Source organism: Pseudomonas sp. FW300-N2F2 (assembly GCF_017351655.1).
In the GTDB taxonomy this organism is placed as follows: Bacteria; Pseudomonadota; Gammaproteobacteria; order Pseudomonadales; family Pseudomonadaceae; genus Aquipseudomonas; species Aquipseudomonas fluorescens_AA.
Map to the genome: position 1 here is coordinate 2388036 of NZ_JACNDQ010000001.1, position 23930 is coordinate 2411965.

Here is a 23930-nt window from a genome sequence, read left to right on the forward strand (position 1 = left end):
GGATACCGTCAGCATGAACGACAAGGTCAAAGCACTTTCGCGCAACATCGAAGCGATTTATCCGCTGGCTCCCATGCAGCAGGGACTGCTGTTCCACAGCCTGCTGCACCCGGGCAAGGGTATGTACCTGTTGCAATACCGTCATGTCATGGTCATGCCGAATCTCGATCTGGCGGCTTTCCGTCAGGCCTGGGCGCAGGTGGTGGAGCGCCATGAGCTGCTGCGCACCTCCTTTGTCTGGAAGCAGCAGAAGCGCCCGATGCAGGTCGTGCACAAACAGGTCGAATTGCCGATTACCTATGAAGACTGGTCGCATCTAGGCGAAGGCGAACAACAGGAACGCCTGGAGCACTTGCTCAGTGAAGAACGGGCCCAGGGACTGGACTTCACCAAGGCGCCCCTGATGCGGGTCAGGCTGTACAAGCTGGCGCCCGACACTTACCAGTTCGTGCGCAGCTATCACCACATCCTGATGGACGCCTGGTGCTTTTCGATCATCATGATGGACTTCCTCAACGGCTACCGGGCCGCCCAGGAAGGCCGGCGCCTGAACCTGCCGGCGCCGCGCCCGTATCGCGATTTCATTCGCTGGCTGGAAACCCAGAAGCCGGAGGATCACCAGGCGTTCTGGCAACAACGCCTGGCGGGGTTCGACACCCCCAACGAGTTTGGCTTCGGTCATGTCGGCCGGATCCAGGGGGCTGCGGAGCCCGTTGAAGACTGCGTCGAACATCTGGAGCTTGAGCATACCCGGGCACTGCAGAACGCGGCAGCCCAACACGGCATCACCTTGAACACCCTGGTGCAGGGGGCCTGGGCCTTGCTGCTGGCGCGTTACAGCGGCGATCGCGACCTGGTGTTCGGTATTACGGTGGCCGGTCGGCCGGTTCACCTGCAAGGCATGGAAAACATCGTCGGTCTGTTCATCAACAGCCTGCCGCTGCGCTGGACCTGGCGCCCGGATGACGCGCTGGCCCCATGGCTGAAGGCCTTGCAGACCGAGAACCTGAGCCTGCGCGAGCACGAAAGTGTGTCCCTGGCCGAAATCCAGCGCTGGAGCGAAGTGCAGCGCCAGGACCTGTTCCAGAGTTTGTTCGTGTTCGAGAACGCGCCCATTACCGCCGACTTGCGTCAGGGGCAACTGGACTACCTGATCAGCGACATGGCCAACCGCACCCACACCAACTATCCCATCACGGTGGTGATCGTTCCGGGTGAGCGTCTGCATTTGCAATTGACCTACCAGACCGACTGGTTCCTGCGCGAAGAAATCGAGCAGATGTTGCGCCACTTCCGCACGTTGCTGCTGAACATCGGCGCCGCCCTGCACAGCAATCCAGAGACACCGTTGCACCACTTGGCGATGCTCGACGAGCGTGAAATCGCGCACCAGCATCAGGTCTGGGCCGGTGGCGGCCTGGCAGCCGATGAACAACTGCTGCAACCCTTGTACATCGAGCGATTGCAACAACAGGTTCGCCAGACGCCCGAGCGCATCGCCATGGTGCACGGCGAGAACAGCCTGACCTTCGATCAGTTGAACCGCGCCGCCAACCGTCTGGCCCGGCATCTGCGCGCGCAAGGTGTCAACGCCGACGACTTGATCGCGGTGTTCGACGAGCGTGGCCTGGACCTGGTCGTGATGATCGTCGCCACCCTCAAGGCCGGTGCCGGTTGGTTACCCCTTGACCCGCGCAACCCGCCTCAGCGGCTGGCCCAGGTCCTGCGGCAGAGCCGAACGCCGTTGCTGGTTCACAGTGCGGGGCAGGGTGAGCTGGCGCTGGAGGCGCTGGATCTGCTCGAACAGCGTCCCAAGTCCGTACTCTATGATCCTGCGGTATTGAGCCGTTACAGCGATGAAGACCTGAACCTCCCGGTTCACGACCGTTCGTTGGCCTATTGCATCTTCACCTCCGGTTCCACCGGCACCCCCAAAGGGGCCATGGTGGCGCATGCCGGCATGCTCAACAACATCCTCGGCAAACTGCCGGGGCTGGGGCTCGATGCGAGCGATGTCATTGCCCAGACCGCGCCGCAATGCTTCGACATTTCCGTCTGGCAGACCCTCGCCGGCCTGGTGCTGGGGGCGCGCACCGTGATCCTCGGCGATTGCATCGTGCAGGATCCCGATGCGCTGGCGTCGGCCATTGAGCGGCACAGCATCAGTATCCTCGAAGCCGTGCCATCGTTGATGCAGAGCCTGCTCGACGCGGGGCTTGAACGTTCGCGCCTGCGCTGGGTGCTGGCCACCGGCGAGGCGCTGCCACCGGCCTTGGCGCGTCGCTGGTTCGATCGCTATCCCGCCATCCCGTTGATGAACGCCTACGGGCCAGCGGAATGCTCCGATGATGTCGCCTTCCATCCATTGCTCGAACGGTTGCCGGAACAGCGCATCAACGTGCCCATCGGTCGCGCCACGCTGAACAACCGCTTGTACCTGCTCAATGCCGACCTGCAACCCATACCGGCTGGCGCGGTGGGGGAGATTTTCGTCGCCGGTGTCGGCGTCGGCCGCGGCTACATGGCAGACCCGGCGCGCACGGCGGCGGTGTTCCTGCCGGACCCGATCGCCAACGATGGTTCCCGTCTCTATCGCACCGGTGACCTGGCGCGCTTCCTGCCCAATGGTGACCTTGAGTACGTGGGCCGGACCGACCATCAGGTCAAGATCCGCGGGCACCGCATCGAACTGGACGAAATCGAAGCCTGCCTGAGCCGTTACCCCGGCGTCCGGGAAGCGGTGGTCGTCGCCCGTGATGACCAACAACGCTCCAAGGTGCTGGTGGCCTATGTGGTGGGGGATGCGCAAGCGAGCATCGAGGCCTTGCGCGAGCATGTCCTGGGCAACCTTCCGCCCTACATGACGCCGGGGGCATTTGTGTTCCTGGAGCGTTTTCCCCTCAATGGCAACGGCAAGATCGATCGCAAATCCTTGCCCGCACCGGATTTCGCCGCCCAGAGCCAGGCCCGCTACGTTGCGCCAAGCAGCGCGCTGCAAGGCCAGATGGTCGAGGCATGGCAAAGCGTGCTGGGGCTCGGCCAGGTGGGGGTCGAGGACAACTTTTTCGAGCTGGGCGGTCACTCGCTGCTGGCCACGCAACTGATTGGCCTGATCGGCAAGCTCACGGGCAAGGATGTGCCGCTGCGCGTGGTGTTCGAGCGCCCGACCATCGCCGCCATGGCCGATTGGCTGGAGAACCAGGCCGGCACCGTGAAGGCAGCGCCAACGCTGTTGCCGCGCCCTGAGACGCTGCCGCTGTCGTTTGCCCAGCAACGGCTTTGGTTCCTGCAACAACTGGATCCCCACAGCCCCGCCTACAACCTGGCGGGCGCCGTTCGCTTGACCGGCCAGTTGCACATCGCCGATCTGCAGGCTGCGTTGCAGGCTGTGGTTGATCAGCATGAAGTGTTGCGCACCGGTTTCATCAACGAAGCCCAAGGGCCGAGCCAGGTGATCCTGGCCCGCACCGAACTCGATTTGCCGTTGATCGATGTGCCGAGCGAAGAGGCGCTGCACGATTTGCTGCGTCAGGATGCAATGACACCGTTCGTGCTGGAAACGGCTCCGTTGCTGCGCGCCAGACTCTATCGCCTGGCACCGGATGCTTTTGTCCTTTCGTTGAACTGCCATCACATCGTTGCCGATGGCTGGTCGTTGCAGTTGATCATCGATGCGGTGTGCAAGCAGTACCGCGACCTGCGGCAGGGGCTGTCGACAGCGCTGCCGGCGCCGTCGATGCAGTACGCCGACTACGCGCTCTGGCAACACCAATGGATGAACAGCAAGGCGTGCGAGCAGGAACTGGCCTTCTGGCGCGAGCAGTTGGCTGGCGAGTTGCCGGTGCTGGAACTGGCGGCCGATTTCCCTCGTCCTGCCCAGGCGAGCCAGGCCGGTGGGCGTGTTGAACGGCGCCTGCCCGACGCCCTGGCGGCACGCTTGCGCGCCTTCAGTGCCCGCCACGGCTGGAGCAACTTCATCCCGATGCTGGCCGCGTTCCAGCTGCTGTTGCGCAGTCGCGGCGGCGCAGACGACATTCTGGTCGGCGTCCCCGTGGCCAACCGGCACCATGGGGTGCTGCAACCCCTGGTCGGTTGCTTCGTCAACACGCTGGTGTATCGCAAGAAACTGTCGGGTGAACGCAGCCTGCTGCAACTGATGAGTGAGCTGCAAGCGTTGTCCGTGTCGGTTCAATCCCATCAGGACTTGCCGTTCGACTACTTGATCGAGCAGCTCGGCGTGGTTCGGCAGGTGAGCTACAACCCGCTGTTCCAGGCCATGTTCAACTATTTCCCGGGCAATGCCCTGGAGCGTTTCGAATTGACCGATGTGATCGCCGAGCCGTTGGACAACCGTCCGGACAGCGCCTTGTGTGACCTGCATCTGGACGTGCGTGACAGCGAACATGGCATCAGCCTGAGCCTTCAATACAGCAGCGACCTGTTCCGCGAATCGACCGCCCAAGCGATGGCCGAGCAGTACCTGGCCTTGCTCGATGCGCTGCTGGAGCAGCCGGGGCGAGCCTTGGGTGAGCTGGCGTGGCAATCCACCGAAACCTCCCCGGCCCGCATCGAGGGCCCTGGTGTCACGGGCCATCAGGATATTCTCCAGGCCTTTGCGCTTCAGGTAGCCCGTCAACCCGAAGCGCTGGCCGTACTGGCTGGTGATGAGCGCCTGAGCTACGCCCAGCTGGATAGGGCTGCCGAACAACTGGCGGCAACCCTGCAGGCCCATGGCGTTGGCATCGAGAACCGAGTGGCCCTCAGCTTGCCCCGCGACGCCCGCCTGCCCATGGCGATGCTGGCGATTCTCAAGGCCGGTGCGGCCTACGTGCCATTGGCCGAAGACACACCGCCGGAACGTGGCCGTTACATCCTTGAAGCGGCGCAACCCAAGCTGTGCCTGGGAACTGCCACGAGCCTGGCGGTGTTGGCGCAGTGGAACAGTGGCGTGGCGTTGCTGGACATCGATACCGCGAGCGCGACCGACCGCTACAAGGCACCGGTATCGACGGCGGACCAGCTCGCTTACGTGTTGTATACCTCAGGTTCCACCGGCCAGCCCAAGGGTGTGGCAATCAGCCGTGGCAACCTGATGAACCTGATGCTGGCGGTGGAGCAGGTCTTGCCAATGACGGCCCGGGACCGGGTCCTGGCCTTGACCACCGCGACCTTTGATATTGCCATTGTCGAATTGCTGCTGCCGTTGGCACAGGGCGCCAGCATCCTGCTGGCCGATCGCGAACAGGCGCGTGATCCGCAAGCGATCGATCAGCTGTTGATGGCCGGGCAACCGACAATCATGCAGGCCACGCCGGCGACCTGGCGGATGCTGGTGGCGCATACCTCGCGCAGCTGGCAGGGCGTGCGCGCCGTGTCCGGCGGAGAGGCCTTGCCGTGTGCACTGGCCGAAGCCATGGAGGGCCGGGGCGCCAGGGTCATCAACGGTTACGGGCCGACAGAAGCGACGGTCTACAGCACCTTTGAAGTGCGCAGCGGCGGCGAGGCGGGCGTGGAGGTGCCGATCGGGCATCCGGTGGCCAATACCGCCGCCTATGTCCTCGATGCCGATTTGCAGCCGGTGGCCGCAGGGGTGCCCGGTGAACTGTACCTGGCCGGGGCCAACCTCGGTCGGGGCTACTTCGCCGCGGCACGCCTGACCGCGGCGGCTTTCCTGCCGGATCCGTTCGTGCCCGGTGCGCGCATGTACCGCACCGGCGACCGGGTCCGACGCAACAGCCATGGCAGTCTGGACTACCTGGGACGTCTGGACTTCCAGGTCAAGCTGCGCGGTTTCCGGATCGAACTGGGTGAAATCGAAGCGCTGCTGGCCCGTATTCCCGGGGTCCGCGAAGCGGCTGTCGTGCTGCTGGGCAGCGGTGAAACAGCGAGCCTGGTGGGTTACTACGCCGGCGATGCGCTGGATGAAACAGTGCTGCGCAAGGCACTCGGCGCGCAATTGCCGGACTACATGTTGCCGAGCCAGTTCGTTCGCCTGGACACCCTGCCGCTAAGCCCGAGCGGCAAGGTCGACCGCAAGGCATTGCCGGCGCCGCAACAACGCGACGGCCAGCGCGGCACGTTGTCGAGCGAATGGGAGCAGGAGGTGGCCAGGCTCTGGGAGGAACTGCTGGGATGCACCGACATCGGTGCGCACGACAACTTCTTCGCCCTGGGCGGTCATTCGTTGCTGGCGGCGCGTCTGGTGGCACGCATTGCCGAGCAGCATGGCCGGCGCCTGCCATTGCGCACGCTGTTCGAGCAGCCAGTCCTGCGCGATTTTGCGGCGCAGGTGGCGGCCAAGGACGTTGAAGCCGAGGGCATCCTGCGTCCTTTCAAGGAACCCCTGGCACCGCTGCATTTCACCCAGCAGCGCTTGTGGTTCCTCGATCGCTTGCAGGGGGATACCCAGGCTTATCACTTGTCCCTGGCCTTGCGTCTGGAAGGTCACCTGCAACCGGCGTTGCTGGAGCAGGCGCTGACCCAGCTGAGCAGCCGCCAGCACAGTCTGCGGACGGTGTTCAGCGACACGGCCGATGGGGCGCGGCAGTCTGTCGAAGCACACTCGACCGTGCCGTTGAGCTTCGAGGCGCTGGAAACAGACGAACATTCGCCAGTCTTCGCGCTGAAATTGAGCCAGGAAGCACAACGTCCCTTTGACCTGACGGCGCCACCGCTGTGGCGGGTTCGTGTGTATCAGGGCCAGAACCTGAGCGTGCTGCAGGTCACCTTGCACCACATCATTGCCGATGCCCGTTCGCTGGAAGTTTTCTTCGACGAGCTGCAGCTGATCTACCAGGCCCTGCTGGAAGAGCGCAGCCTTTGCCTGCCGTCACTGCCGCTGCAGTTCTCGGACATCGCAGCCAGTTGGCAAAGCCCGGCCGGACAGGCGCGTATCGAATCGCAGCTTGAATACTGGCGGCAGACCCTGGAAGGGGAGCCGCCGGTGCTGAACCTGCCGACCGACAAGCCACGGCCCGCCGAGCAAGGTTATAACGGCCAGCGCCTGCGCTTCAGCCTGCCGGCACCGTTAGTCAGGCGTCTGCGCGAGACTGCGCAACACCATGGGCTGACCGCGTTCGCGCCGTTGCTGGCCGCTTGGAAAATGCTCCTGGCCAGGCACTCGGGCCAACGTGAAATCTGGATCGGCCTGCCAGTCGCCCATCGCCACCAGGCCCACACCGATCACCTGATCGGCTACTTCGCGACCACCCAAGTGTTGCGCAGCCACATCGATGCCCAGCAGCCGGTCGAACAGTTCTGGCAGCAACTGCAAGCCACTCACCTGGCTGCCCAGCAGCATGCGGACGTGCCGTTCGAACGCTTGGTCGAGGCCTTGAACGTGCGCCGCGACCTCAGCCACACCCCGCTGTTCCAGGCGTTGTTCAACCTGATCCAGCGCGATACCGCGAAGGGCGAGGAGCGTTTCGCCGGCTTGTCGGCGCAGCGGCTGGATGTGGAAAGCGACAGCGCTCTGGTGGACATCGGCTTGCACATCGAGCAATACGGTGATGATTGGCAATGCGTGCTGGAATACAACACCGACCTGTTCCTGGCCCGGACGGCCCAACGCTATGCAGACGAATACCTGCACCTGCTCGAAGGCATGCTGGAAAATGCCCAGGCGCGCCTCTGGGACATCGACCTGGCCAATACCGATCATGCCCTGGCCCTGCGCCCATGGAACCAGACGGCCGAGGCCTTGCCCCGCGAAGCGGACCTGATTGCCCGTTTCGAACGTCAAGTGGCGCTGACGCCCCAGGCGTTGGCGCTCGACTGTCAGGATCAGCAACTGAGCTATGCCCAGCTCAACGCTCTCACTAATCGCCTGGCCCATTGGTTGCGTACACGCGGCGTCGGCACGGATGACCTGGTTGCGGTGTGCCTGACGCGAGGCCCATGGTTGCTGCCAACCCTGCTGGCCATTCACAAAGCCGGTGCGGCGTACCTGCCGCTGGACCCACAACACCCGGCGGATCGCCTGCGCTTCATCATCGAGCATGCACGTCCGGCCCTGGTGCTCAGCGAAAGCCTGTGTGGCGATGTGTTGGGCAGCGTCGACACCCTCTGGCTCGATCAGTTGTCGCTGGAGGCGTGCAGTCCCGACAACCCGGTGCAGGCGGTCCACCCCGCGCAACGCGCCTATGTGATCTACACCTCGGGCTCGACCGGTACCCCGAAAGGCGTGCAGGTCACACGGGAGAACCTGAGCAACCTGTTGGCCGGTCTCGATCGGCAATTGCCCCTTGGCGCCGCGGATGTCTGGCTGGCCAGCACCACTTACGCGTTCGATATGTGCAAGCCGGAGCTGTTCCTGCCTCTGGTCAATGGCGCGGCCATACTGCTGGCCCGTCGCGAGCAGGTCGTCGATGGTTACCAACTGTTTGCCTTGCTGCGCCGCGCGACCGTGTTCCAGGCGACTCCCGCCGGCTGGCAGATCCTGTTGGAAACCGCCCAGGCCGACTGGCCGCCGGTGCGCGGGCTGATCGGTGGTGAGGCGGTTCCCGCTGAGCTGGTGACCGAGCTGCGCAGCCGGGGCGTGGTGTTGATCAACGCCTATGGCCCGACCGAAACCACCGTCTGGTCGACCACCCAGGCGCTGCAAGAGGTGCCGTCCGGTGTGGCCGACATCGGCTCGCCACTGCTCAATACCCGCTGCTATGTGCTCGATGAAAGGCTGCGTCCGGTTCCGCTGGGCACCACCGGTGAACTGTATATCGCCGGCGCCGGGGTGACCCGTGGTTATCAGCATGCCGCGGCGATCACGGCAGCGGTCTACCTGCCCGACCCCTATGCCAGCGAGCCTGGCAGCCGCATGTATCGCACCGGCGACCTGGTGCGCCGGCGCGATGACGGTCGACTGGCCTATGTCGGTCGCAGCGATTTCCAGGTCAAGGTGCGCGGGTTCCGCATCGAGCCCGGCGAGATCGAATCGCTGTTGCGTCGTTACCCGGGTGTGGAGGAAGCGGTGGTGATGATCGAGCCGCGCAGCCAAAGCCTGTTCGCCTGGCTGCAAGCACCGAGCCCCGTTGACCAGGCAGAACTGCGTCGGTACCTGGAAGGCCTGTTGCCAGGCTATATGATTCCGGCGGGTTTCATCACGCAGCAGCGCCTGGCCCTCAATGCCAACGGCAAGATCGACCGCAAGGCATTGCCGGCGCCGCAGCCAGTCACGGTACAGGGAGTGGCGCCGCGCACCGAGCTGGAGCAGCAACTGGCCGAAATCTGGCAGGACCTGCTCGAATTGCCGCAAGTGGGGGTATTCAACAGCTTCTTCGAACTGGGCGGGCATTCCTTGTTGGCGATGCGCTTGATGACCCAGGTCGAGAGTCGTTTCGGGATCAGGATCGAGCTGCGCAGCCTGTTCCACAACCCGACGATTGCCGGTCTCGCCGAGCAGATCGAGAAACCCCAAGGGCCTACGACCGACCAGGCCCTGGACGAAATGCAGCGCCTGTTATTAGAGATGGAAGAGTAAGGATGAGTGCGATGACGCAACAAGCTTTCCTGGAGATTGCGCAGCGGCTGGCTTCCTTGCCCGCGGACAAGAAAAAGATCTTTCGCCAGCGCCTGGCCGAGAAAGGCATCGATAGCTGGCGCCTGCCGATCGTTCCCGCCATGCTCGCCGAAGATGGGCGCTTGCCGTTGGCCCAGGCGCAGCGGCGTTTCCTGTCGGCGGAGGCCCTGAGCAGTCGTGCTCTTTACAACCTGTGCTCGGTACTGCGTTTCGACGGCCGCCTCGATGGCGAACGTTTGCAGCAGGCCATGCAACAGTTGACTGACCGTCACCAGATATTGCGTACCCGTTACACGACCGACGCGCAAGGACAGTTGCAGTCTCATTGCGAGGCGCAACAAGTACCACGGCCCAGCGTCGAACCGCTGGCCCTGGCGGCTTGCGAATATGAGCAGTGGTGCGCCGATGAGTACGCCCGGCAACTGGCCGAACCCTTTGACCTCAGCCAGTCGGCGCCTTGGCGCTGGCAAGCGTTCAGCGATGCGCAGGAGCAATCGACCTGGTTGTTCTTCACCATTCACCATGTGGCCTACGATGCCTGGTCGGCTCAACAACTGACCCTAGAACTGGCCGAGGCTTACCGGGCGCTGGCAGTGGATGAGCCTGCCCGGCAACCCGAACTGAGCATCCAATACGCCGACTATGCCGCTTGGGAACAGGAATGGCTGGACAGCGAAAGCTGCCGACAGCACATCGATTTCTGGTGCGCACAGCTGGCCGATGCGCCAGCGCCGCTGGCATTGCCCCTGGACCGCCCACGTCCGGCGCCAGCTCAACGCCGCCACAGCGGCGCGGTGCTTGCCCGGACGCTGTCGCCGCAACTGGCGACAGCGGTCGAGGCGGCTATTCGTAACCATGGGGTGACGCTGTACATTTACGGCCTGGCGGCTTTCAGTTGCCTGCTGTCGCGCTACAGCGGCGAGACCGACCTGTGCCTGGGCACTTCGGCCGCTCAACGCGATCGTCCAGAGCTGGTGCCGTTGATCGGCCCGCTGCTCAATACCCTGGTGATCCGTCAGCGCTTGCACGACAACCCGGACTTCGCCACCGCGCTGCTGCGCACCCGTGACACTGTCGCCGCCGCCTTCGATCATCAGTTACTGCCGTTTGAAAAGGTGCTCGAAAACCTCGAGCGCCCACGGTCTAGTCCGCTGTTCCAAGTCATGTTCGTCCAGGTGGACTTGCCCGAGAGCCGCACCCTGACATTGCCGGGTGTCGCGGTTGAAGTCCTTGATCCGCCGCAGCGTCATGCACGTTTCGACCTCACGCTGCGCCTGATGCGTAGCGCTGATTCGGGCCTGCGTTGTGAGATGGAATACAGCGATGAAGTGTTCGATGCGGCAACGGTCGAGCAGATGCTGGACGACTTGCTGGCGATTCTCCAAGAGGCGTCGAGTCATCCCCAGTGCCGTCTGGCCGAGCTTCCGCTGGCTTCGCCGCCGAGCGAGGTGTGGGGTCCCGCGTTGGGCGCGACTCCCTTGCCATTGGACCAGCAGGTGCTTCATTGGGCCGCGCATACGCCGACCGCTGCGGCCTTGTGCAGCGTCGAGGGAAGCGTCGACTATGCCAGCCTCGGTGCCGCAAGCCGCGCGTTGGCTTCGCGATTGGCCGGGCAGGGCGTTGGGCCGGGGCAGGTGGTTGCGCTGTGCATGCCGCGTTGCGCGGAACAACTGCTGGCGACGCTGGCGTGTTGGCGGCGTGGAGCGGTCTGTCTGTTTCTCGACCCGGCGCAGCCGCCACAGCGACTTGCGCAGCTCTTGCAGGACAGTGGCGCGAGCCTGTGGGTGACATTGGCCGATGCCCCTGAAACCGGCGTCCACATGGCGCGCCTGGTGCTCAGCGCCGCCGACTTGTCCGCCGTGGCCACCGAGGGGCCGGGTGAGAGCCTCAGCCAGCCACACCTGCCGGCCTACCTCATTTACACCTCGGGTTCTACCGGCCAGCCCAAAGGCGTCCTGGTCACTCACGGCAACCTGGCGCATTACGCGAGCGCGGTGGGTCAACGCCTGCAAGCGAAGCCGGGCAGCCGCTGGGCGACGTTGGCGACCGTGGCCGCGGACCTGGGGCTGACGTGCGTGTTCGCTGCGCTGAGCGCCGGCGATCCGCTGATCCTGCCGCCCGCGTCGTTGACCTTCGATCCGCCCGGTTGGGCTGACTTTCTTGACGAACATCCCGTGGATTGCCTGAAGATCGCGCCTTCGCACTTGCGCGGTCTGTTGGCCCTGGACGATGCCCGACGGGTCTTGCCCAGGGATCTGTTGATCCTGGGCGGTGAGGGTTTCGACCCCACCTTGTTCGCACGGGTGCGCGAATTGGCGCCGCAACTGCGCATCTTCAACCACTACGGGCCTTCGGAAACCACGGTGGGGGTGATTTGTGGCGAAATCCCTGCGCTGGACTCGCTGGACTCGGGTCTGTATCTGCCCTTGGGCCAGCCTTTATCGGACTGCCAGCTGCGCATCGTCGACGGCAACGATGTCTGCGTGCCGCTGGGTGTCGCCGGTGAGTTGCTGATCGGTGGCCCTCAGGTTGCCCAGGGCTATCTCGGTCAACCGGAGTTGACCGCCCAGGCTTTCGGTTCCACGGCCCAAGGGCAACGCTTTTATCGCAGCGGTGACAGGGTTCGCCTGGATCGCCAGGGGCGGCTGGTGTTCCTGGGGCGCCAGGACGACCAGGTCAAGATCCGTGGTTTCCGCGTTGAACCGGGCGAAGTCAGCGCCTGGCTCAATGCTCAGCCTCAGGTGCGCGAAGGGGTGGTACTGGCCTGTGAAGTGAAGGGGCGCACGCAACTGGTGGCGTACCTCAGTCCGTCATTGGCGGCCGAAGTTTTGGCGAGCCTGCAAGCCGAGGCCAGGCGCCAATTGCCGGAGCACATGGTGCCCAGCCATTGGTCGGTGCTGGACGCGTTGCCGCTGACGGCCAATGGCAAGCTGGATCGACGTGCATTGCCCGAACCGGCTGAGCACGCGTCGTCCGCTGTCTCCGTTCGGCCACCCAGTGGCGCCACGGAACAGCGCCTGGCGCAGTTGTGGTGCCAGATCCTCGGCTGCACCCAGGTCGGGCGCGAAGATGATTTCTTTGCCCTCGGCGGCGATTCGATTCTGAGCCTGCAATTGATCGGCCTGGCTTCGCGCGAAGGGCTCAAGCTACAACCGCGCGATGTCCTGCAACATCCCACCCTGGCGGCCATGGCCCTGTGCATCGATGGGCGGTTGGACCCGGTGTTGCTGACCGTCCTCACGGCCTTTCGCGAATTGCTTGGGCAGCCCGGCCTGGGGCCGGACGCTGACTTCTTTGCCGAGGGCGGGGATTCGATCCTCAGCCTGCAATTGATCGCGCGTCTGCGTCAGGCCGAACTGCGCCTGATGCCCCGGCAACTGCTGGAAAACCCCACCGCCCGGCGACTGGCCGGGGTACTGACTTCCTCGGTGGCACCGGTCGCACCACCGTTGGCAACCGAAGCCTTGGCGTCGCCGCGTGCACTGTCCCACGCCCAGCAACGGGTGTGGTTCATGCAACAGCTCGATCCGACTGCAACGGCCTACAACGTGACGCAATTGCTGGCCTTGCGCGGTGACTTGGATGTGCCTCGGCTGCAACGCACTTGCCAGACCCTGGTCGCGCGCCATGACGCCTTGCGCTGCCGGTTCTTTGAAGAGCAAGGGCAAGTCTGGCAGCGCCTGGATGAGACTTGCGCTGCAATCTTCAATGTGCATGACCTCCAGGACCTGGATGAGTCGCAGCAGGCCGCGGCCATCGCCACTGCCGCCCAGCGCGTTTTCGACCTGGTCCAGGGACCGTTGCTGGCAATCGATTTGTTTTGTGTGGCGCCGGGTGACCATCGCTTGCTGTTCAATGTGCACCATATTGCCGTGGACGGCTGGTCCATGGGCTTGTTGGTTGAGGATTTTGCGCTGATCTACCAGGACCAGGCCGCGCCCGCGACCACCGGGTTGCTGCCGCTGATCGAAGCTCAGCGGCGCGATCTGGAAGGCGCGCAGGGCAGCCAGTTGCTGGCGTATTGGCAACAACGCTTGCAAGGCCTGAGCAACGAGCCGCTGGAGTTGTCGGACCACTGCGCGCGTCCGGCACTGCAGGCGTACGCCGGTGCTCGCACTGAGTTTGTTTTGCCCGGCTCGTTGAGCGCGGCTATCGATACTCGGGCCAGGGCATTGGGGGTCACGCCCTTCGTGCTGTATTTCGCCGCCTATCAACTGCTGCTCTGGCGTCATGGCGGACGCAAGGACTTTGCCATTGGCTTGCCAGTGGCGGGGCGCGAATCGGCCGAGAGCCAGGCATTGGTCGGCTTGTTCGTCAACACGCTGGCGCATCGGGTACAGATCGATGGCCGGCAAAGCCTGCAATCCTTTATCCACGACCTGAACGGGCGATTGGCCGGTGACCTGGCCCATCAGGCGCTGCCGTTCGAGCAATTGTTGGACATGCTGGATGTCGAGCGTAGCCTGGACCGCACGCCGGTGTTTCAGGCGATGTTCAACTATCAGGCTGACCACCGCGATGCGCGCAGCCTCAGCCTGCCCGGCATCGCCGTGGAGTCACTGGCGTTGCCGGATGGCGTGGTGAGTGCCAAGTTCGACCTGACGTTCAATGTGTTCAGCCAAGGCCGTGGGGCCGATGCCCGCACCGGTTTGATCGTCGAGTACGCCACCGCGTTGTTGCGCCCTGGCACCAGCCAACGACTGGCGGAGGATTACCAGGGATTGCTCGCCAGCCTGGCCAGCCTCGACCTTCAGCAGCGCTTGCTGGAAGTGCCCCTGGGCTCAGTCGCCAGCCTGGCCACGGCGGGCACGTCATCGCTTTTGAGTGGCGAAGCGGATTTCGTCACGCGCTTCGAAGTACAGGCCGCCGTTCATCCTGATCGTATCGCGGTGTGCTGCGCCGATCGCCGCTTGAGCTACGCCGAACTGGATGCCCAAGCCAACCGCCTGGCCCACTGGTTGCTGGCGCAGGGCATCGGCCAGGAATCGACGATTGCCTTCTGCCTGCCTCGAGACGAACGGCTGCTGGTGTGCCTGTTGGGGATCCAGAAAGCCGGTGCCGGCTACCTGCCGCTCGACCCGGCTCATCCACCGGCACGCCAGGCGCAGATTCTCACCCGGGCGCGGCCGCAATTGCTGCTCTGCGATACGCTGTCCGCAGATTTTCCCGGGCACCTGCGTAGCTGTTTGTGGACGGACCTGCCGTTGGCGCAGTGTTCCGCTCAAGCCCCGGCCTTGCCGACGACGCTTGAGCAGTTGGCTTACACGCTCTACACCTCGGGGTCGACCGGGCAGCCCAAGGGCGTGCAGATCAGTCGCGGCAGTTTCGCCAACTTCCTGCTGGCCATGGAAGAGGCGCTGCCATTGGAACACGTGCAGCGCTATCTGGCCCTGACCACCGTGACCTTCGACATTTGCGGCCTGGAACTGTGCCTGCCGTTGGTACGCGGTGGCACGGTGGTACTGGCCGACGATGAAGAACGACAGGACCCCGTGTTGCTCGCGCGCCTGATCCAGCACCAGGCCGTGGATCTGATCCAGGCCACGCCGGCCACCTGGGCGATGCTGTTGCAAGGTGATCGCCAGGTACTGGCCGGGCGTGTGGCCCTGGCCGGTGGTGAGGCGCTGGCGGCGGAGATGGCGACCGAACTCAGGCAATGCGTGGCGCACCTGGTCAATGTCTACGGCCCGACAGAAACCACGGTGTGGTCCACCCAGACGCCGATCGATGCCCTGCAATCGCCCGTCGCACCGATTGGCCGGCCGCTGCTCAACACCCGTTGCCACGTCCTTGATGAGCACCTGTGCGAAGTGCCTCCCGGTTGTGTGGGTGAGCTTTATATCGCCGGTGACGGCCTGGCCCGCGGTTATGCCGGGCAGCCGGGGTTGACCGCCGAACGCTTCATTGCCGATCCGTTCAGCCGCGAAGGCGGGCGGTTGTACCGCACCGGTGATCTGGCGCGTTGGCAGCCCGATGGGCAGCTGTATTACCTCGGTCGCACCGATGATCAGATCAAATTGCGCGGTTATCGCATCGAACTGGGGGAGATCGAGGCCGTGCTGCTCAGCCACCCCGAGCTGTTGCAGGCGGTCGTGACCGTGCAAGGCGAGCACCTGGCCGCCTTCTGGGTCGCCAGTCCCGACAACGCGCCTGACGAAGCCACGATCCGCCACTACTTGCAGGCGCGTTTGCCGGCCTACATGTTGCCGACGCATTTGCAGGCGCTGGAACAACTGCCACTCAATACCAATGGCAAAGTGGATCGCAAACAACTGCCACAGGTGCAGTTGGACGTCGGCGGTGCGGGTGTCGTCCAGCGTGCGCTGACGGCCAGCGAGACACAGCTGGCCGAGGTCTGGGCGGCGGTGTTGAACCGGCCGCAGATCCCTGCCGACGGGCATTTTTTCCAATTGGGCGGACATTCGCTGATGGCGGCCCAGGTGCGTGCGCGCTTGCGCGAACAAGGCCTTGAAGTGCCGTTGCGCTGGTTGTTCGAAACGCCCGTGCTGGCAGAGCTGGCGCAGCGCATCGAAGGCCTTGGGCCTCATCTGGACCTGGCTTCGTTGCAGATTCCTCAGGTCGACCGACAGATCGATCAACCCTTGTCCTCGGCGCAGCAGCGGGTCTGGTTGATGCAACAGTTGGATCTGGCTGACAGCAGCTTCAACATGAGCAGCAACGTACGCTTGCGCGGCCAGCTGGACAGCCACGCCCTGGAGCGCTCGTTGCATCGGCTGGTGGAACGCCATGCCATCTTGCGCACCACGTATCACCAGCGCGGCGGCGAGTTGTACCAGCGGATTCACGAACACCTGTCGGTGGCGTTGCAAGTGATTGCATCGAGCGCGACGCAGTGGCCGGCCGATGCCCGCGACATTGCGCTGCGACCGTTCGACCTCGGCGGCGAGGCACCGCTGCGGGCGGTCCTGTACCGCCTCGGTGAGCAGGACCATGTGCTGCAACTGGTCATGCACCACATTGCCTCCGACGGTTGGTCCGGCGCTGTGCTGGTCGATGAGCTGATCCAAGGTTACGAGGCCTACAGCGCGGGTGTTCTGCCGCCACAAGACGAACTGGCGATCCAATACGTCGACTACGCGGTATGGCAAGGTTCTGCGGCGGTACAGCGGCGTCAGCGTGAAGGCCTGGATTTCTGGCGACAGGCCCTGGCCGGCATTCCCGCGCAAGTGCCACTGCCGTTCGATTTCCCACGTCCGGAGCGTGACAACGGCGCCGGGGCGGCCTTGGACTTTCAATTGCCGGCGGCCACGGTTGGCCGGTTGAAGGCGTTCGCGCAAGACAGCGCAACGTCGCCGTTCATGGTGCTGCTGACCTGTTATGCGGCCGTGCTGCAGCGCGAAACCCAAGGACGTGACCTGGTCATCGGCACGGATGTGGCCAACCGCGAGCATCCTGCCACGGAGTCTCTGATCGGCTTCTTCGTCAATCTGCTGGCCTTGCGCATCCGCCTGCAACCGGAGTTGAGTTTCCGTGAGCAAGCGCAGCAGGTCCGGGAGGTTTGCCTGCAAGCGTTCGCCTGGCAGGACACGCCGTTCGAACGTGTCGTCGAATGCCTGGAGCTGCCACGGGTGGCAAATGTTCATCCGCTGTTGCAAACGTTGTTCGTGCTCGATAACACGCCGCGGCAACAACGCCAACTTGGCCACTTGCAGGTCGAGCCACTGACGGGCGAGCAGCACCATTCCAAGTTCGACATGGCCCTGTTCGCCAGCGAAGACGGCGATGGGATCAGCCTGCGCTGGGTGTATCGCACCAGCCTGTTTCGCCAGGGCACGGTTGAACGCTTGCGTGATGCCTTCCAATCGCTGCTGGACCTGGCCCTCGGTGCGCCAGACAACCCAATCGATACCTTGATTCTGACTCCAGGAGAAGCTGCCGCAATGTCCACGGACAATCCGCTGCAACGCAAAATGAGCAAATTGGGCAAGATGCGCCAGAGCGGGTCGCCTGTTACCCGCGAGCCCTTCGAAGCCCGACCGCTGCGCGAAGGCTCGAAGTTCCCCTTGTCGATTCAACTGCGTGACCGCGAGCTGGCGCCGGCCATCTGGGCTGAAGCCAACCGTGAAAAGGTCGAAAACTGGCTGCTCGAACACGGTGGCATTGTCTTCCGTGGCTTTGATCTGCCGACGCCGGCGGCTTTCGAAGCTTTTTGCCAGGCCTTGTGTCCTCAGTTGTATGGTCAGTACGGTGACCTGCCGAAGGAGGAGGGTGGCAAGAACATCTACAAGTCCACGCCCTATCCCAAGGACCGGATGATCCTGTTTCACAACGAGAGTGCTCATCAGCATCGCTGGCCGCGCCGGCAATGGTTCTACTGCCAGACGCCCGCCACGTCCGGTGGCGCGACCCCGATTGTCGACAGCCGCCAGGTCTACCGTGAACTGCCGGCCTGGCTGCAAGCGAACCTGCGACGCAAACAACTGATGTACGTGCGTAATTTCAGCGCCAGCCTGGACGTCAGTTGGCAGCATTTCTTCCAGACCCAGGAGCGTGCCGACGTCGAACGGATCTGCCGTGAGAGCAATATCGAGTTCCAGTGGCGCGGCGCCAACGATCTGCACACCCGGCAGGTGTGTCCCGCAGTCATCCTGCACCCGTTGACGGGAGAGGAGAGCTTCTTCAATCAGATTCAGCTGTATCACCCGGCCTTTCTCGATGCCGATGTGCGCGAGCAGTTTCTACGCGACGGTGAAGCCTCGATGCCCAGGCAGGTGTTCTACGGTGACGGTTCCGAACTCGAGCCCGAGGCCATCGAGGCCATCAACACGGCCTACGACCGTTGTGCCGTGCGTTTCGACTGGCAACAGGGGGATGTGGTCATGCTCGATAACATGATGGCGGCACACGCCCGGGACCCGTTCGAAGGCGAGCGCAAAATCGTCGTGGCCATGGGGGAAATCTATGGTCGTGACCAAGTGATGGCTGCGCCGGCGCAGACCGAAGAGACACAGGCAGAGTTGAAACCATGATGGACCTTGGACTCACGCTTTCACCCCAGCAAAAACAACTGGCCCAGGCCAATCCGCACGCCTGGCGCTGGGTTCGCATGCAGCTGGCGGGCGTACCCGAAGGCCTCGTCGAGCAGCGCCTGCGTGACGGCTTGCAGCAGCATCAAGCGTTGCGCCTGCGCTACCAGCGTCCGGTCGGCGCCACCGGCCTGCGCCAACGGGTTGTCGAACCTGGCGACCTGCGCCTGAACTGGCGTCAGGGGCGCTCGGGTGACGGGCACGATGAGCAAACATGGCTACGTGATGCCCAGCAGCGTTGCCTGGCCGAACAACCCGATATATTGGCCTGGCTGCTCGACGATTGGCTGCTCTTGGCGGTCCCGGTGTATTCGCTGGACCCGCGCAGCCTGATCCAGTTGCAGGAGCAGTTGCTGGGGCGCGCCGCGTCCTTGGACGCCGACCCTATGCAGTACGGCGAATACGTCGAATGGATCAATGGCCTGCAACTGGACGAAGATGCCGAGCAGGGCGCGCAGTTCTGGCGCAACCAAGCCCTGCAGGAAGTGCCGGGCATGCGCCTGATCGAACGCTATGGCATCGCCAGCGGCAGCCATGCCGTTGTCCGGCTGGCGCTGGCGCAGACACTGCCGGCGGCCTTGACGGCCCTGGCCGAGCGCGAAGGTGTGGCTGTCGAGCCACTGGTCCTGGCTGCCTGGGGGGCATTGCTGGGCAGGCTCAATGGGCAGCAGCACGGCCAGTTGGGTTTGCAGCACGATCCTCGTGATGACTACGAGGAGCTATCGGGCGCCTTCGGGCTGTTCGAGCAGACCCTGCCGATGATGGTGCAGTTGTCCGAGCACAGCACCTTGATCAACCTGGCGCGGCCATTGGCCCGGCAACTGGAAAACGCCGTGGCCTGGCAAGAATATGTCGGCCAGGCCCAGCTGTTGCCAGACTGGCGCGCCAGTTTCCAGACCGGGCTGCGTGTTGTGCATGCACCGTCGCTGCATGGCTTGCAGGTCCTGTCCTTCGATACGCCGGTCGAGCTGCAATTGCAGCTGACGCTCGATGCCCAGGGCAGCGCAGAGCTGGCACTGGCCTACGATTGTGGCCTGTACCGTGAAGCCCAGGTGCAGGTGTTGCTCAAGCGCTTCGCCCATTGGCTTGAACAATTGGTGCAGTCGCCCAACGCTCTCATCCATGGCGTCGATGCCCATTTGCCCGAAGAACTGTCGGCGTTGCCGACCCGTCCCGCCCAGGTGTCGGATCTCGATATCGTCGCCACCGTGCGCGAACACGCCCGGACACAACCGGACCGGCCAGCGCTGCGCTATGGGGAGCAAATATTCTCTTACGCCGAACTCGATGCCCTGAGCGATCGGGTTGCCGGCAGCCTGCGTCAGGCCGGTGTCGGCCGTGAGCAAGTGGTCGGCCTGTATCTGCCGCGTGGGGCGCAGATGTTGATCGCGATGCTGGCCTGCTTCAAGGTCGGTGCTGCCTATCTGCCCTTGGATCCTCAACAACCCCCCCTGCGTCTGGCCGGCATCATCGATGATGCTCGACCTGCGCTGTTGCTGCACGCAGAGGGGCTATCGCCCGATACCTCGGTGAGCACGCTGTGCTGGTCGCAGGCATGCACCGGGCCGGTGTTCGATTCGCCGGTGCAGGGCACGGCGCAAGACTTGGCCTATGTACTCTATACCTCTGGTACCAGCGGCAAGCCTAAAGGTGTGCAGATCGAACAAGGTCAATTGCGCCACTACGTCACGCAGGTGACTCGCGCGCTCCAGTTGCCCGAGGCCGGGCACTATGGCCTGGTGTCCTCGCTGCTGGCGGATCTTGGCAATACCGTGCTGTTTCCTGCCTGGTTGCAGGGCGGCTGCGTGCATGTGCTGGAGCAGTCCACCGTGACGGATGCCCGGGCGTTCGCCGAAGCGCTTCAGCGCTACCCGTTGGACGTGCTCAAGATCGTTCCTTCGCACCTCGAAGCGCTGATGGGCGAACACGCGACCCAGGCGGTGCTTCCGCGCCGGGTCCTGGTGCTGGGCGGCGAGCCGATCAGTGAGCCTCTGCTGAACCGTTTGGCCCAAGCCAAACCCACCTGTCGCCTGTACAACCATTACGGTCCGACGGAGACCACCGTAGGGGTGTTGTGGCGGGCGATCGATATCGACCAGGGCGTGAGTGGCAGTGCCTTGAATCAGGTCTTGGGCGATAACCGCATTCACTTGCTCGATGACCAGCAACGACCGGTCCCACTTGGCCAGGCCGGGGAGCTTTGCATCAGCGGCGCCAGTGTCGGGCGCGGCTATGTGGGCGGTGCCGGAGGCAGTGCCTTTGGTGTCGATCCGCTCAGCGGCAGCCGCTTGTATCGCACCGGTGATCTCGCCTTGCGCCAGGCCGATGGCGCACTGCGCATTCTTGGACGCAATGATCAGCAGGTAAAAATCCGCGGGTTTCGCCTGGAGCTGGCAGAAGTCGAGCAAGCGTTGTTGGCCCAGCCAGGCGTATTGCAGGCCGCTGTCCTGCTGGACGGCGAAGGCGATCATGCACGCTTGCTGGCTTTCGTGGTCAGGGACGAGACCGGGGGGCAGACCACCGAACAGCTGTGTGCCGCCCTGGCTCGCCAGCTACCGGACTACATGCTGCCCAGCGCTGTCCTTGCGCTCAAGACGCTGCCACTCAACAGCAATGGCAAGCTGGATCGCAAGAGCCTGCTCGAACGTGCCCGGCAACGCTTGCAAAGCACTCGCGTGGCACCTGTCGGCGAGCTGGAAACTGCCATCTTGGCCATCTGGTGCGAGGTGCTTGGCGTTGACGACCTGGGGGTGACCGACCACTTCTTCAACGTTGGCGGGCACTCGCTGGCGGCGATCAAAGTGGTATCGCTGATTCGCGAGCGCCTGTCACTCGAATTGCCTACCAACCTGCTGTTCGAACGGCATACCGTGCGTGATCTGGTCCACGGCCTGGGCAACGACGACGGCGGTGGCCCTTGGAAAGTCTTGCATGACGCTGATGAACAGTCGCCGGCCTTGCTGCTGGTGCACGGCGCGCAAGGGCACCTGCAGGCGTATCAGCCGCTGGTAGACAATCTAAGTGGCAAAGTCGCTGTCTTTGGCCTGGCCGCCCTGGAAAATGGCTGGGATGAAGGCGACATGGACGCGTTGCTGCAACAATACGTGGCAAGCATCCCCGTCCAGTTGAAACAGCGTCCGTTGGTGCTGCTGGGCTGGAGCCTGGCGTCGCGCCTGGCGTTGGCGCTGATACCCCATCTGCAAGCCAACGGCTTTACCGTCGAAGGGCTTGTGGTACTCGACCACGATGCACAGCGCAGTTTGGTCGGGGAGGGGGATGAGGCGGGCCAGTTGATTGCCGATTTCGCTTTCTATTGCCGCAGCCACGCCCAGCCCATGGGCGAGTCACTGCGCGAGCGCTTGACGGGGCTGCTGGCCGGTCTTGACTACGCCGAGGGGGTTGCCCGGTTGCTCGACGATGCCCAGGTGCGTGCGCATCTGCAATGGGAAGCCGCCGATGCTGATTTGCTCGCACTATTGGCGCAGTATCGGGCAATCAAGCTGCGTCTGTACGAATATGCCTTGCCCACCGTCGATGTCCCGCTGTGGCTCTGGCGCGGCAATGCCCATGCCGATTTGCGCGCCCAGTGGCAAGCCCATACCCGGCAGACTGTTCACCAGTGGACGCTGGACGTGGGCCATCACGAGATACTCGGGGAGCCGCGCTTGGTCGAAAACCTGTTGCCTTTACTGTTGGAAACCTCTGCCAAGGTGGTGTCGGTCTCATGATCCTATTGAAAGAACTGCTGCATGACGCTCGCTGGCGCATTCTGCTGGCGATCCTGAGCAGCGCCTTGAGTGCCGCCACCAGCATCGGCCTGATCGGCTACATCAACCGCAGCCTGGAACACGGTCTCGATGATATCGGCCGGGGCTTGGTGCTGTTCGGTGGTTTGCTGATCCTGTTGTTCATCAGCGGTGTCATCTCGCAATGGTTGCTGGTGCAGATCGGCCATCGCCTGGTCTATCAACTGCGCCTGCGGCTGGTGGGCAAGGTATTGGGCACTGCACTGGAACGCATCGAGCGGTTGGGCAGCCCGCGTATCTACAACGCGCTGACCAAGGACGTGACCACCGTCGCCACGGCGTTCAAGCAGCTGCCGATCTCCTTGTACAACGGTCTGCTGTTGTTGGCCGGGCTGGCCTATATGGCCTGGCTGAGCCTGCCGTTCTTCTTTCTGACCCTCGGGGTGATCGCCCTTGGGGTGGGGCTTGATGTGTTGCTCGGGCGCAAGGTCAAGACCCTGATGCAGGCCGTACGACGGCAGGATGATCAACTGACCGAACAATTCGAGGCCGCCATCCAGGGCCGTTGCGAGTTGGGCCTGAGCCGGGAACGCCGCCACTTGCTCTATGAACGCAGGCTCGAACCCATCGCGCGGGCCTCATTGGACGCGTCGGTACGGGCCGACACTTTGTGGGCGGTGAACCTGAACTGGACGACACTGCTGGTGTTCGTGCTCATTGGCACGCTGTTCTTTCTCGGCCAGGGGCTAGGGTTGCTCAGCCAACAGGTGGTGGTGGGCTACGTGCTGGCGATCATGTTTCTGCGCACGCCGATCTCGATGATCCTCGACGCCATTCCCGCGGTCATTCGCGGCCATGTCGCCTTGCAAGCCATCGATGCCCTGGCGCTGGGTGAGACGGTGCAGTTCACGACGCCTGCGCAAGCGGCACAACCTTTCGGCGAGTTGCGCCTGTCAAACGTGCGCTATCGCTATCCGGGGCAGAGTGACGAGTTCGCGTTCGAGCTGGGGCCGATCGATCTGTCGATTCGTCGCGGTGAGTTGATTTTCATTGTCGGTGGCAATGGCAGCGGTAAATCGACCCTGGCCAAGCTGCTGACAGGGCTCTACGTGCCAACTTCCGGGCAGGTTTCGCTCAATGGCGTGGAACTCGATGCCAGCACCAGTGAGTGGCATCGCGAGCATTTCGCCGCCATTTTTGCCGACTTCTACCTGTTCGCCGATGTGCTGGGCGAGGCTGGCAACCATGAAGGACTCGAGGCGCGGGTGGATCACTATCTCGACCGCCTGGGGCTGGCTCATAAAGTCGAATTCGCGGCCGGGCGCCTGTCGACCACGGCGCTGTCCCAGGGCCAGCGCAAGCGCCTGGCGCTGTTGTTGCTCATGATGGAAGGCCGGGAAGTGTTCCTGTTGGACGAATGGGCCGCAGATCAGGATCCGGTGTTCCGTCATGTGTTCTACAACGAGCTCCTACCCGAGCTGAAGGCAGCCGGCAAGACAGTGATTGCAATCACCCATGATGACCGTTATTTCGATGTCGCCGACCGGGTCTATCGCCTCGACTACGGCCATCTCGTGGACTATGACCGAACGGCGGAAAACCCGTTTCAACTGGTGAAATAGC

At 63.6% G+C, this 23930-nt stretch carries 4 protein-coding genes; all 4 read left to right on the forward strand.

What is annotated here, in order from left to right:
* Window positions 1–13 precede the first annotated feature (13 nt).
* Genes J4E63_RS10570 through J4E63_RS10585 form a run of 4 tightly spaced genes read left to right on the forward strand, consistent with a single transcriptional unit; the run spans window position 14 to window position 23929 of the window.
* Window positions 14–9475, forward strand: a complete 9462-nt coding sequence (locus J4E63_RS10570; RefSeq protein WP_207281901.1) for a non-ribosomal peptide synthetase — start codon at window positions 14–16, stop codon at window positions 9473–9475.
* Between the two features lie 11 nt (window positions 9476–9486).
* Window positions 9487–18504, forward strand: a complete 9018-nt coding sequence (locus J4E63_RS10575) for a non-ribosomal peptide synthetase (protein WP_207281902.1) — start codon at window positions 9487–9489, stop codon at window positions 18502–18504.
* Entirely contained in the window at window positions 18501–22289 is a 3789-nt protein-coding gene (locus J4E63_RS10580) for a non-ribosomal peptide synthetase (protein WP_207281903.1), read from the forward strand. Before J4E63_RS10575 ends, J4E63_RS10580 begins: the two co-directional genes overlap by 4 nt.
* Window positions 22286–23929: a cyclic peptide export ABC transporter gene (locus J4E63_RS10585; protein ID WP_207281904.1), complete on the forward strand. Its 1644-nt coding sequence runs from the start codon at window positions 22286–22288 to the stop codon at window positions 23927–23929. The genes J4E63_RS10580 and J4E63_RS10585 overlap by 4 nt, the downstream gene beginning before the upstream one ends.
* The last annotated feature ends 1 nt before the right edge of the window (window position 23930 follow it).

Coding starts and splice junctions, on each gene's coding strand:
- J4E63_RS10570 (WP_207281901.1), top strand. CDS start 14: ATGAACGACAAGGTCAAAGCACTTTCGCGCAACATCGAAGCGATTTAT.
- J4E63_RS10575 (WP_207281902.1), top strand. CDS start 9,487: ATGACGCAACAAGCTTTCCTGGAGATTGCGCAGCGGCTGGCTTCCTTG.
- J4E63_RS10580 (WP_207281903.1), top strand. CDS start 18,501: ATGATGGACCTTGGACTCACGCTTTCACCCCAGCAAAAACAACTGGCC.
- J4E63_RS10585 (WP_207281904.1), top strand. CDS start 22,286: ATGATCCTATTGAAAGAACTGCTGCATGACGCTCGCTGGCGCATTCTG.